At 57.0% G+C, this 11,663-nt stretch carries 11 protein-coding genes and 1 other RNA gene; 9 read left to right on the top strand and 3 right to left on the bottom strand.

The window, feature by feature from the left end:
- Window positions 1-269: 269 nt before the first annotated feature.
- The 7 genes from QSJ36_RS02415 (at window position 270) to QSJ36_RS02385 (ending at window position 7,267) form a co-directional block, all read left to right on the top strand.
- The gene (locus QSJ36_RS02415; protein ID WP_102722052.1) at window positions 270-722 is read left to right on the top strand and encodes a hypothetical protein; all 453 of its coding nucleotides are present in this window, start codon (window positions 270-272) and stop codon (window positions 720-722) included.
- A 91-nt stretch (window positions 723-813) separates the two neighbouring features.
- Window positions 814-1,232, top strand: an RNA gene (gene rnpB, locus QSJ36_RS02410) — RNase P RNA component class A.
- Between the two features lie 139 nt (window positions 1,233-1,371).
- Window positions 1,372-2,649 (top strand): UDP-N-acetylglucosamine 1-carboxyvinyltransferase, encoded by a 1,278-nt coding sequence (gene murA, locus QSJ36_RS02405; RefSeq protein WP_102722053.1) that lies wholly within the window; start codon window positions 1,372-1,374, stop codon window positions 2,647-2,649.
- Window positions 2,650-2,731: 82 nt separating this feature from the next.
- On the top strand, window positions 2,732-3,001 hold the full coding sequence (locus tag QSJ36_RS02400; RefSeq protein ID WP_022398307.1) for an HU family DNA-binding protein: 270 nt from the start codon (window positions 2,732-2,734) through the stop codon (window positions 2,999-3,001).
- Between the two features lie 131 nt (window positions 3,002-3,132).
- Window positions 3,133-4,218, top strand: a complete 1,086-nt coding sequence (gene aroC, locus QSJ36_RS02395; RefSeq protein WP_102722054.1) for a chorismate synthase — start codon at window positions 3,133-3,135, stop codon at window positions 4,216-4,218.
- Window positions 4,219-4,240: 22 nt separating this feature from the next.
- Entirely contained in the window at window positions 4,241-5,137 is an 897-nt protein-coding gene (locus tag QSJ36_RS02390) for a hypothetical protein (protein ID WP_102722055.1), read from the top strand.
- 102 nt (window positions 5,138-5,239) lie between these two features.
- Window positions 5,240-7,267, top strand: a complete 2,028-nt coding sequence (locus QSJ36_RS02385; RefSeq protein WP_102722056.1) for a tetratricopeptide repeat protein — start codon at window positions 5,240-5,242, stop codon at window positions 7,265-7,267.
- A gap of 293 nt (window positions 7,268-7,560) precedes the next feature.
- Here QSJ36_RS02385 and QSJ36_RS02380 read toward each other — a convergent pair whose 3' ends face one another.
- The 3 genes from QSJ36_RS02380 to QSJ36_RS02370 form a co-directional block, all read right to left on the bottom strand.
- Window positions 7,561-7,995 carry a flavodoxin domain-containing protein gene (locus QSJ36_RS02380; protein ID WP_102722057.1) on the bottom strand — a complete coding sequence of 145 codons (435 nt, stop codon included), beginning with the start codon at window positions 7,993-7,995 and terminating at the stop codon, window positions 7,561-7,563.
- Window positions 7,996-8,241: 246 nt separating this feature from the next.
- Entirely contained in the window at window positions 8,242-8,796 is a 555-nt protein-coding gene (locus QSJ36_RS02375; RefSeq protein ID WP_146018196.1) for a hypothetical protein, read from the bottom strand.
- Between the two features lie 32 nt (window positions 8,797-8,828).
- Window positions 8,829-9,623 (bottom strand): metallophosphoesterase, encoded by a 795-nt coding sequence (locus QSJ36_RS02370; RefSeq protein WP_180971023.1) that lies wholly within the window; start codon window positions 9,621-9,623, stop codon window positions 8,829-8,831.
- A gap of 215 nt (window positions 9,624-9,838) precedes the next feature.
- On the opposite strand from QSJ36_RS02370, the gene QSJ36_RS02365 reads away from it, so the two are divergent.
- Together QSJ36_RS02365 and QSJ36_RS02360 are read left to right on the top strand one after the other, a co-directional pair.
- Window positions 9,839-10,531 (top strand): hypothetical protein, encoded by a 693-nt coding sequence (locus QSJ36_RS02365; RefSeq protein ID WP_022398299.1) that lies wholly within the window; start codon window positions 9,839-9,841, stop codon window positions 10,529-10,531.
- 45 nt (window positions 10,532-10,576) lie between these two features.
- Window positions 10,577-11,584, top strand: a complete 1,008-nt coding sequence (locus QSJ36_RS02360) for a GGGtGRT protein (RefSeq protein WP_022398298.1) — start codon at window positions 10,577-10,579, stop codon at window positions 11,582-11,584.
- Window positions 11,585-11,663: the final 79 nt, after the last annotated feature.

Here is an 11,663-nt window from a genome sequence, read left to right as displayed (position 1 = left end):
GGGGAGAGGATAGCGCCGGGACTCCGGGAAGGCGCTGGGCGGCGGTCCAGAATGGGGTTGATTTTCCGGAACGGTGACGTATATTAAGGCGCGTTATCGGCTGCATCCGCCTGAAAGGAAGGAGAGAGCTTTTCAGGATCAATGGATCAAGCTGGTTTTCATAGGTAGTAAGTTGGAGCGGCCACGGGAGTGATCCTGTGGCCGCTTTACTTTGTTTCAAAGGATTATTCGATATTGACATTCAATGCAGTATGGAATAAAAAAGGTTGATGAGTTTTATTGTCCGGACTGTCTTTCTCTGTACCGCGCTGAACGTCGTGGCCGCCTGTTCCCAGCGCCAATCCGTGCAGCCCGTTGCGGAAGCGGCCGTACATGTCAGCATCGGTGCCCTTGTGTACGACGTCACGTTGAAAGATGACGGAGTGGAGGTGGAGAGAAGGCCGTTCGCCTTATATGCGAATGCGCTGGGGAAGCAGTACCCTGTTAAAAAGGTATTTCTGAAAGGCGACGCCTACAAGGTGGAATCCCTGGCCAAAATCCTCTTAAAGGAAGGATGGACTAAAGTCGCCTCTCTTCAGCCGGAAGAGGCGGCCGTTTTTCTGCATGCCCCAGGAGAAAAGAAATTTCATCCGGTACCTGCCGCAAGCGGCAATACCGCCGTCTGCAAGGCACTTAACAAAGCGTGCTATGAGGCGTGCCTGAAGGAGCCCGGGATCTCCTAAGCCCGGATGAGAACAGGCAAGGGAACAAAAATGCCCTCCGTCCTGCTTTGGGCTTTACCGCGCGCCGCTGAAAGCGTATGTAGTCCGTGCCGATCAGGTTCGGGTGGTCGCTGTTCCGGTCTTCGGACCGGGGTAGAGGAAAGTCCGGACATCACAAGGCAGCGTGTCCCGTGAAAGCGGGAGACGGGAACCTCCCAAGGGTTCCCGGACGGAAAGTGCCACAGAAAACAAACCGCCCGGACGGGGTTCATCCCCGTTCAGGCAAGGGTGAAAAGGGGAGGTAAGAGCTCACCGCTCCGAGGGCGACCAAGGAGGCATGGTAAACCCCGCGCGATGCAAGACAAACAGGGGAAGGGTTGCCTGCCCGCCGGATCCCCGGGTATTAGTCGCACCCGTTCCGTAAGACGAACGGGCGCGCGGAATGCTTCACCGCAGTCCGCGTGAGAAAAATGGCCACACAGCCGGCCCTGCGCCGGCGGACAAAATCTGGCTTACAGAACCTGATCGGCATCTGTCTTTTTTGCCCTGTGGCTTTCCGCCGCCTTTTCCGGGAAGGGAAACCTCCGGGAAATTGTCCGGTTCCGGGGGCTCTTTGGGGTTGCATGGACGTCTCAAATGTGTAGAATCCGTCACCTAATTGCCACCCACTATGGAGAAGCTTGTTGTACACGGAGGTTTTACGCTGAGGGGAGCCGTCAATATCAGCGGGTCCAAAAATGCGTCCCTGCCCATTCTGGCCGCATCCCTGCTGACGGATGAGCCTGTGGTGGTGCGCCGTGTGCCGGATGTCTCCGATACCAATTTCATGGTTCAGATCATGGGCCAGCTGGGCGCCTCCGTGGAGAGGTCCAGCGGCAACGTGCGCGTGGAGGCCAGGAACCTGCATTCCGAAGCCGCTTATGAACAGGTGCGCAAGATGCGCGCCTCCATCTGCCTGATGGGCCCCCTGATGGCCCGCATGCAGCGGTGCGTGATTCCGCTGCCGGGCGGCTGCGTCATCGGTGACCGTCCCGTGGACCTGCACATCCGGGCCATTCAGGCTCTGGGCGCCCAGGTGCAGATTGAACGCGGCAACCTGGTTATCGAAGCGCCCCGGGGGTTGAAGGGAGCCACCATAGATTTGAGGGGCGATCACGGCCCCACCGTTCTGGGAACGGACAACCTGATGATGGCCGCCGTGCTGGCGGAAGGAACCACCGTCATTGAATCCGCCGCCTCCGAGCCGGAAGTGGTGGACCTGGCGAACTTCCTGATCAAGATGGGCGCCCATATCCAGGGCGCCGGAACGCGCCGGATCGTCATTGAAGGGGTTGAAAAACTCCGCGGCTGCAACCATACCGTCATTCCGGACCGCATTGAGGCCGGCACCTTCATGGTGGCCGCGGCCATGATGGGGGACGGCGTAACCCTGCGGCGCGTCTGTGAGGAGCACATGACCGTGGTGACGGACCTGCTCCGGAAATGCGGCCACCATGTGGAATTCAACGAACGGGGGGACACGGTCACCATCATTGCCGGGAATACGCCCAAATGCGGGGAAATCAAGACGGCCCCCTATCCCGGCTATCCCACGGATATGCAGGCCCAGATGACGGCCCTCTTTGCCACCACGCCGGGCATCTCCGTGGTGAAGGATACCATTTTTCCGCAGCGCTTCATGCACTGCTCCGAGCTCAAGCGCATGGGCGCGGATATCAAGGTGGACAACGGCACCGCCGTCATCTCCGGCGTGGAAAGCCTGAGCGGCGCGCCCGTCATGGCGTCTGATCTGCGCGCATCCGCCGCGCTGGTGCTGGCCGCCCTGAAGGCGGAAGGCACCACGGAAATCCACCGCCTGTACCACATTGACCGGGGCTATGAAATGATTGACGAAAAGCTCCTGGCGATCGGAGCCGCGGTGGAAAGACAGCCGGATGACGACAATTAACGCCGTTTTTGGGTCCTGATTTGCCGGTGTACCGCATTTTTTCTTTACTGTCAGGGCTCCATATGCTATTCACCGAAGTCCTATGAACAAGGCTCAACTGATCGAATTGATTCAAAACAAGCTGGGTGCCGATACGACCAAGAAGCACGCTGAAGAAGCTCTGGCCGCTGTGCTGGAATCCATCAAGGAAGGCGTGCAGGAATCCGGCAAGGTGCAGATCATCGGCTTTGGTACGTTTGCTACCAAGACCCGTGAAGCCCGTACCGGCCGCAACCCGAAGACCGGCAAGGCGATCAACATTCCCGCCTCCAAGACGGTTGCTTTCAAGGCCTCTTCCGCCCTGAAGGACTAAGACGGCAGCTGCTTCCCAAAAGAGCACTTTTCTTTCAGCACCCCGTCCTCTGCGGACTGGGGTGTTTTTTTATGTCCCGCTGCGGAAGTCCACGGCTTGACCGGATGGACGCCGCCGTCTAGAATGCCGCCATGTCCAGCAGTTTTGGTCAGGTGTTCAGAATCTCCACCTGGGGTGAATCCCATGGAGCCGGGGTAGGCGTGGTGATTGACGGCTGTCCGTCCCTCGTCCCGGTGACGGAAGAAGCCATTCAGCGGGAGCTGGACCGGCGCAGGCCGGGGCAGAGCGACATCGTGACGCCCCGCAAGGAGGAAGACCGCGCGGAAATACTCTCCGGCGTGCTGGACGGCAAAACCCTGGGAACGCCCATCGCCGTCAGCGTGCGGAACAAGGACCACCGTTCCTCCGCCTATGATGAAATGGCCCATACGTACCGCCCCTCCCATGCAGACTACACGTACGACGCCAAATATGGCATCCGCGCCTGGGCGGGCGGGGGCAGGGCCTCCGCGCGGGAAACCATCGGCCGCGTGGCCGCCGGGGCCGTGGCCAGGGCCGTGCTGAAGCAGGCCTTTCCCGGCATGGAGATCATAGCCTGGGTGGACCAGGTGCATCATGTGAAAGCCTCCGTGGACTGGGAGGCCGTCACGGCCTCCGTCATTGAAAGCAACATCGTCCGCACGGCGGATCCCTCCGCGGCGGAAGCCATGATCGCCGCCATCAAGGAGGCGCGGGACGCCGGCAACTCCCTGGGCGGCGTGGTCAAATGCGTGGTGCGCGGCTGCCCTCCCGGACTGGGGGACCCTGTTTTTGACAAGCTGGACGCCACGCTTGCCCACGCCATGATGAGCATTCCCGCCACCAAGGCCTTTGCCGTGGGCTCCGGCTTTGAAGCGGCGGACATGACCGGACTGGAACACAACGACCCTTTTTACATGCGGGACGGCCATGTGCACACCGTCACCAACCACTCCGGCGGCATCCAGGGCGGCATCTCCAACGGAGAAGACATCCTGATGCGCATCGGCTTCAAGCCCACCGCCACCCTGATGATTGACCAGCAGACGGTCAACCAGGCAGGGGAGGACGCCCGGCTCAAGGGCAGGGGACGGCATGACGCCTGCGTGCTGCCGCGCGCCGTGCCCATTGTGGAAGCCATGGCCTGGCTCTGCCTGTGCGACCACTATCTGCGCCAGCGCTGCCAGCGGGCGTTGTAACGCGGCTTCTTTCCCGTCATTCATGGACTCCTCCCTCACATTCTACCTGGTTCTGGGCGCGCTGCTGGTCGGCTTCATCGTGCTCGGCATGCTGAAGGGGATGATCAAGATGCTCCTGTTCGGCGCGGCGGTGCTCTCCGCCGTGGCGGCTTACTTCTGGCTGTCCAAATACGGCTTTACCTACCTCTCCTTCATCACCAGCGACCCGCGGGAATGGATGGTCACCGTGCTGTCCGTCGGGGGGGCGGCGGCGGTCTTCTTCATCTTCATGCACGGCCTCTTCTGGTTCAGTGACGTCTTCTCCTGGGGGAGGCGCATGGGCTTCGGCGGGGCCAAGGGCATCGTCACCACCATCCTGATGGCGGCGGTTGTCTGCTGGGTGGGCGTCATGTGCATCTTCTACTACGGCTCCATGGCGGAAATGACCCGCGCCCGCGAACTGGCCCTGTACCACATGGATCCCAGCCGCACCATCTCCCTGCCCGCCATTTACTCCGTCAAGAAGTCCATCACGGACAATCCCCACCTGAACTGGCTGGTGAAAATCTCCCCGGAACACGACCCGGAACGCCTCTCCCTGGCAAAAATGATTGCCTACCTGGTGACGCTCAGCCCTGAGCTCTCCGACCAGCGCCGCACCCAGCTGGATTGCTACATGCCCCGCTCCCGCATCACCAGCCGCGTGCTGAGCCTGAAAAGCCTGAGCGAAGACCCCGCCATCCGCCTGCTGGTGGAGAAGGGGGACATGCAGGGCCTTTATAACGACGTCAAGCTCACCCGCTTCCTGGAAGACCAGGACGTGCGCACCGTGCTGTCCCAGCTGGATGTGGACCGCGTCCTTGGCTTTGTCACGGAAATCCGCCAGACGGCCCCCTCCGGGAATGAATACATTCCCGAAGCCACGCCGATTGAGGAATAAAGCGGGGATTCTTTTCTTCCCTGAATTGTTTTCATTCCTATTATCCTCTTTCCAAAGGTTTTCCCGCTGGGTAGTATTGGATATATTCAAGATTGATTTGGCATGGACAAAGAAAAATTGAAGGGGGAATTGGAAAAATGGGAACGAGAGATCGCTCTTGATCCTGAAAATTTCACGGCTTATGTGAAGAAAGGGAATGTCCTGGATGACCTGGGACGCAGCGAGGAAGCGCTGGACAGCTACAACAGGGCTCTGGAAATCAACCCTGCTTACGATAAAGCCTATTGCAACAGGGGCATTGTATTGAAAAAATTAGAAAGGAAGGAGGAAGCTTTATCCAGTTACGATAAAGCGTTGGAAATCAACCCAGGAAATGATGCAACCCATTACAACAGAGGACATATTCTGGACGATCTCGGGAGGAAGGAGGAGGCGTTGCAGAGCTATGACAAAGCGCTGGAAATTAATCCTGGGGACCATGCGGCCTACTACAATAAAGGAAATATCCTGAACGATCTCGGCCGGAAGAAGGAAGCGTTGGACAGCTATAACAAGGCTCTGGAAATCAGACCTGATTATGATAAGGCTTATTGCAACAGGGGCATTATCCTGAAAAGTTTAGGACAAAAGGAAGAGGCCCTTGCCAGCTACAACAAGGCGCTGGAGATCAATCCCGGTTACGATGCGGCCCATTATAACAAGGGAAATGTCCTGGATGACCTGGGAAGAAAGGAGGAAGCTCTGGCCAGCTATAGTAAGGCATTGGAAATCAATCCTGGTTATGGGGCGGCCTGTTACAACATGGGAAATGTCATGGATGACCTGGGACGGAAGGAGGAAGCTCTGGCCTGTTATAACAAGGCGCTGGAAATCAACCCTCATCATGATGCAGCCCTGAACAATAAAGGGCTTTTATTATCCAATCTCGGCAAAAAGGAAGAGGCATTGGCTTGTTATATTCAAGCCATTCAAATCAATGCCGGTAATGAAATAGCCAAACGAAACCGGAGGTCGTTAGTGGGAAGCAAGGAATTCTGGGATGGCCTGTCAGAAAATAGTCAGGTGGATTTATGGAGTGGAGACGAAGATTTCAATGTCCTGGCAAGCAGGGAAAAACTGGGTGGATGCTCCGGCAAAGATTTATCCTGTATTCACCGTCTGTGGGTGGAACAATATAGGCTTCTTTATTTGCTTAGCGCTGACCTTGAGCAGGTAGGGCATTACACTTCCTCTATGGTTTTTGAAACCTTGCTCCAAAAGCAGACGGAAACGGACGGTCACGCAAATCCCCTGTCGTTATGCAGCCTGGCTGCGGCTAATGATCCTACGGAAGGCACCGTTTTTCAGGCATTTCTGAAACAGGATTGTCTGCCTTCCCAGAGAATTCAGAGCCATCTTGCCGTATTGCAGGCTTCCTTTTCTTCTGCCATTGATTCCTTGAACCAGTTCCGCCTTTACGGAAAAAACAAGGGAGAGGAAGGAACCGGGCTGTGCTTGGTATTTAACCGATCCTTTTTTGCCAAGCCGGGAGAAACGTCCATGATTGCCGTCCAGAAAGAAGAGGACGACTCCTCCTCCGGAAAAGAGACTGACATGCGCCGCAAGCTCCCTCTTTACTGGGTATTGTATTATGATTGCTCTTCCGGTCGGGTGCATTATACCCCTGCATGTTCTGAATACTCGTTAAACAGGGATTTTAATGTTTGCGAAGACGCATTGAAAGAGTCTGAAAGAAAGAAATTGCAGGAGATAGGCAAATCATTGAAGAATATTCGGATGCTTTTTGAGTGTATCAGCGAAAAGGCTCAAAAAGCTGCCCTGGAGATGCTCATTTACCTGAGGCATCTGGTGAAGGATGCCGCCTTCAAGGATGAAAAGGAATTGAGGATTCTTTCTTTGCATCCTTATAATGACCAGAGTTCCCCTCTCAAGGTACTGGAGGGAAAAAACTGCCTGTCGGTCGGCTATTTACCGGTTATTCATGAGGGGGAGGAATATCTGGAGAAGGTGATTGCCGGGCCCAAATTGAAGGATTTTGCCAACCTGGTGGATGTGGCCAAATTCAGGCTTCATCGGTTGGGCGGAAAGAAGAAAGTGGAGTTTTGCCAGTCGCGGGCGCCTTTGAGTTGATTCGGAAGGGGAGGGATAGGAATTTGTAACTTTTTATCTGAGGCGGTAAGATAATGAGGAAAGAAGGGTATTTTAATTTTGAAAGCCTTCGCCTTGCTTCGGAGGGAGCAAGTTGATAAGGGGGCCGGAGTCCCTTATTCCCAGGAGCGGCAAATGGTTTTACTGGGGACCTGTTTTTCAGGAAAAAAGAGCGCCTCTCCCAGCCCTGATGCCGGAAGAAGCGTTTTTTAAAGGAGTGTCCGATTTGAAGATGAGGCGTTTTACACACCTTAAAAATAAAAAAGGAAGAAACGTCAGGAAAGTTTTTCCGCGAGGGCATCTACCCATTCCGGGAAGGTGTCGTCATAATCCCCACCGGACAGGGCTACCGGCAGCAGCCTTTGCGCCTTCAAACGTTCCAGGAAGGCATCGAAGTCCTTGCCTGCCTGGCAGAAGTTTTCATAAAATTCATCCCCAAGGGCGAAGACGGCATAGTTGACTGTGGAAAGGTCTTCCGAGGAGTCCTTCAATGCCTGGTACAGCGCCTCTGCATTGGAGGGAGGTTCTCCGTCTCCCCACGTGCTGGTGACGACCAGCAGCGTTCCCGCATTTTTCAACTGTTCCACCGTCATATCCTCCATATCAACCACTGTTGCCTGATGGCCGAGCTTTGTCAGTTTTTCCCGGGCCTCCCGGGCCAGGCTTTCTGAATTTCCTGTTTCCGTTCCGTAGATAATGGTGATTTCCATGTGTGCTGGTTGTTGTTACGACACCAGAAGTTAGATCAAACTAACTAATCAGGCAAGCCAAAACAGGATGCGTCTGGTCAAATTTTCCCTCCTTCTGCGGGCTTTCCGGACGTCAGTTTTTTCAGTCCGTTCATGTTCCATGGATTAAATCCTTCCAGAGAAAGGAAAGTAATCATGAGAAAAGATCTGAAGCCGGAGACGAGCAAGCCGCAGGGCAGCAAACGGAGCGGCATGCTTGCAGGGAAATTATTCTACCCCGGATTCCTCCCGGCGGATCGTCAATGTGTGCGGGTGCTGGGGAAGGGTAAAGCACCAGCCGAAGAGGCGCACAAAGCGGTAGTAAAGCCCCTTGCGGCTGGCGTGCTGGCTGGTCATGAGGTCATAGAAGGCCAGGTCAATCTGGTTTCTGGCGATGGGCGCGCCATTCATTTTAGCGTGCAGCATGGCGTCGTGAAACAGGGAAGGGAGCAGCATGTCCGGCGGGGTGGTTCCCCAGGTGACGCCGTCCCAGCCGTAGCCGGGAGAGATGGTGAATGTACCGCCCTCCGCTTTCAGGCGGATGGTGGGGTCATACACGCTGACGGCGGTCCAGTGGCCGAAGTCCGCCTTTTTCCTACCGCTGGTCCAGCTGATGGCGTTTTTAGTGATGTAGAAGGGTTTGTCTTCGTAGAGGGTTCCTTCATACCATCCGGCCACGGCTTCCGGAGCCTTGACGGGGACGGAGCACGATTCCAGCGCCACGGCCATGCACGCCACTGTTAATAACAGGTAAATATCATGTGAATAAAAAGGAGAGGGCATAGGAGGGCAGGGAGTGTTGCGAACGATTGTTTTTATTGGATTTCCAGCACGATGATTTCCGGAGGGCAGCAGAAGCGGAGAGGAAGAACGCTGCATCCCAGCCCGCGGGTGATGAGGAAGGGAGTGCCGTTCAACTGGGACCAGGGATAGGAGAATTTGGCCTTCTCCCGGGAGATGTTCGCCAGAGGCTTGCCGCCGGGCAGGCAGATCTGTCCGCCGTGGGTATGGGCGCTGATGACGGCGTCCGCCGTGCCGGGAGCCAGCAGGGGAAAGATGTCCGGCACGTGGGAGAGCAGGATGTGGGGGATGTCCGGGGAGAAGCGCAGCGGCAGTTCCTCCGGCCTGATTCTCAGGTGGTAGTCGTCCCGAACGGAGGAAAGCTGGAGATCCCTGCCGCCGGGGAGGTGCAGCAGCAGGGAGTCGTTCCACATGGGCAGGATGCCCAGCTCTGAAAACATGTTACGCCACAGGTCCCAGCCGTAGTACTGGTCATGGTTGCCCTGCACGGCGAAGACGCCCAGGGGGGCCTTCAGCATCTTGAAGTATTCCCGGGCCGTTTCCGGACTCATGCTGCTCTCCCGGGTGTGGCCGTTGGCGTAGTCCCCCAGCAGAAAGATCATGTCCGGCTGAGCCTCCATGATTTTTTCCATGTACCGGCGCGCCTGGTCGCCGCCGTTCGGGCGCAGGTGGAAGTCTCCGGCAATCACGATCCGGAGCGGGGAGCCTCCTTTTTCCTTCCATTGCGGCACTTCCAGCGCGGTTGTGACGGTTTCCACGCGCCTGGGTTCCACCTGCCACGCCCACATGAATAAGGAAAAGCCGATCATCAGTATTGAGACAGAGATGATTGCAAGTTTGTTGAGAAGGGGATGACGCGGGCGTGACTTCATGCGGGGCGGGCTCCGGACTGATGATGAAGCATTTCGCCCGGTTTTCAATCATTCGTGTTTGCCAATCGGGATTTTGCTGGTATGATCCGTCCCGCTCAAGGTGGGGCTGTCCGATGACTGCAGGCCCATCTTCATATTAACATCCTAATACCATGCAGTTTACACACGAAATCGAACAAATGTGTTGCGTCAAGAAAGGCTGCAACCATGGTCCGGCCCCCATCCCGCAGGAAGGCAACTGGACGCAATCCAAGGAGATCACGGATATTTCCGGCCTGACCCACGGCGTGGGCTGGTGCGCTCCCCAGCAGGGCACCTGCAAGCTGACGCTGAACGTCAAGAACGGCATCGTTGAAGAAGCCCTTGTGGAAACCAGCGGTTGCTCCGGCATGACCCACTCCGCCGCCATGGCCGCGGAAATCCTGCCCGGCAAGACCGTGCTGGAAGCGATGAACACGGACCTCGTGTGCGACGCCATCAACACCGCCATGCGCGAACTGTTCCTGCAGATCGTTTACGGCCGCACCCAGAGCGCTTTCTCCGAAGGCGGCCTGCCCATCGGCGCCGGTCTTGAAGACCTCGGCAAGGGCCTCCGCTCCCAGATCGGCACCCTGTACGGCACCCGCGCCAAGGGCCCCCGCTATCTGGAAATGGCCGAAGGCTACATCACCAAGCTGGCTCTGGACGAAGACGGCGAAATCATCGGTTATGAGTTTGTGCGCATGGGCCCGATGATGGAAATGATCAAGAAGGGCGTGGACGCCAACGAAGCCGTCGCCAAGTGCACGGGCAACTACGGTCGTTTCGACGAGGCCGCCAAGTACATCGATCCTCGTCACGAATGAGATTGAATTAAAAAGAGTATATCAACTTCAAGCACTATTACCATCATGCCTCTTTTCGAATCTTACGACCGCCGCATCAAGCAGATCAATGAAGCCCTGGCCAAATACGGCATCGGCTCCATTGAAGAAGCGGAACAACTCTGCCTTTCCAAGGGCATCAACGTTCGCGAAATCGTGAACGGCATCCAGCCCATCGCGTTTGAAAACGCCGGCTGGGCCTACGTGGTGGGCGCCGCCATCGCCATCAAGAAGGGCTGCACGAAGGCTGCGGACGCCGCCGAAGCCATTGGTGAAGGCCTCCAGTCCTTCTGCATTCCCGGTTCCGTTGCGGACGACCGCAAGGTGGGCCTGGGCCACGGCAACCTGGCCGCCATGCTCCTGCGCGATGAAACGGAATGCTTCTGCTTCCTGGCCGGCCATGAATCCTTTGCCGCTGCTGAAGGCGCCATCGGCATTGCCAAATCCGCCAACCGCGTCCGTAAGCAGGACCTGCGCGTCTGCCTGAACGGCCTCGGCAAGGATGCCGCGTACATCATCTCCCGCATCAACGGCTTCACGTACGTGCAGACCAAGTTCGACTATGCCACGGGCAAGCTGAACATCGTCCAGGAGAAGGCTTTCTCCAAGGGCCCGAAGGCCGCCGTGCGCGTGTACGGCTGCGACGACGTGCGCGAAGGCGTGGCCGTCATGTGGAATGAAGGCGTGGACGTCTCCATCACCGGGAACTCCACCAACCCCACCCGCTTCCAGCATCCGGTGGCCGGCACCTACAAGAAGGAATGCAACGAGAAGGGCAAGAAGTACTTCTCCGTGGCTTCCGGCGGCGGTACGGGCCGCACCCTGCACCCGGACAACATGGCTGCCGGTCCCGCCTCCTACGGCATGACCGATACCATGGGCCGCATGCACTCGGACGCCCAGTTCGCCGGCTCCTCCTCCGTGCCCGCCCACGTGGAAATGATGGGCCTTATCGGCATGGGCAACAACCCGATGGTCGGCGCTTCCGTAGCGGTGGCCGTGGCTGTTGAAGAAGCCGCCCGGCAGAACGCCTGAGAACGCTGTTAAAATTCACAGAGCCGCTTTCCCGATGAATGGGGAAGCGGCTCTTTTTTATGGTTGAAAGGAAAAGGCG

The sequence above is a fragment of the Akkermansia sp. NBRC 115031 genome, from assembly GCF_030268505.1.
In the GTDB taxonomy this organism is placed as follows: Bacteria; Verrucomicrobiota; Verrucomicrobiia; order Verrucomicrobiales; family Akkermansiaceae; genus Akkermansia; species Akkermansia massiliensis.
Note: the sequence above shows the minus strand (reverse complement) of the source record. Positions and strands in the feature narration are given on the sequence as shown.

Bases quoted from the DNA above. Each gene is read 5' to 3' on its own strand.
- QSJ36_RS02415 (WP_102722052.1), top strand. From the start codon at position 270: ATGAGTTTTATTGTCCGGACTGTCTTTCTCTGTACCGCGCTGAACGTC.
- murA (WP_102722053.1), top strand. From the start codon at position 1,372: ATGGAGAAGCTTGTTGTACACGGAGGTTTTACGCTGAGGGGAGCCGTC.
- QSJ36_RS02400 (WP_022398307.1), top strand. From the start codon at position 2,732: ATGAACAAGGCTCAACTGATCGAATTGATTCAAAACAAGCTGGGTGCC.
- aroC (WP_102722054.1), top strand. From the start codon at position 3,133: ATGTCCAGCAGTTTTGGTCAGGTGTTCAGAATCTCCACCTGGGGTGAA.
- QSJ36_RS02390 (WP_102722055.1), top strand. From the start codon at position 4,241: ATGGACTCCTCCCTCACATTCTACCTGGTTCTGGGCGCGCTGCTGGTC.
- QSJ36_RS02385 (WP_102722056.1), top strand. From the start codon at position 5,240: ATGGACAAAGAAAAATTGAAGGGGGAATTGGAAAAATGGGAACGAGAG.
- QSJ36_RS02380 (WP_102722057.1), bottom strand. From the start codon at position 7,995: ATGGAAATCACCATTATCTACGGAACGGAAACAGGAAATTCAGAAAGC.
- QSJ36_RS02375 (WP_146018196.1), bottom strand. From the start codon at position 8,796: ATGCCCTCTCCTTTTTATTCACATGATATTTACCTGTTATTAACAGTG.
- QSJ36_RS02370 (WP_180971023.1), bottom strand. From the start codon at position 9,623: ATGATCGGCTTTTCCTTATTCATGTGGGCGTGGCAGGTGGAACCCAGG.
- QSJ36_RS02365 (WP_022398299.1), top strand. From the start codon at position 9,839: ATGCAGTTTACACACGAAATCGAACAAATGTGTTGCGTCAAGAAAGGC.
- QSJ36_RS02360 (WP_022398298.1), top strand. From the start codon at position 10,577: ATGCCTCTTTTCGAATCTTACGACCGCCGCATCAAGCAGATCAATGAA.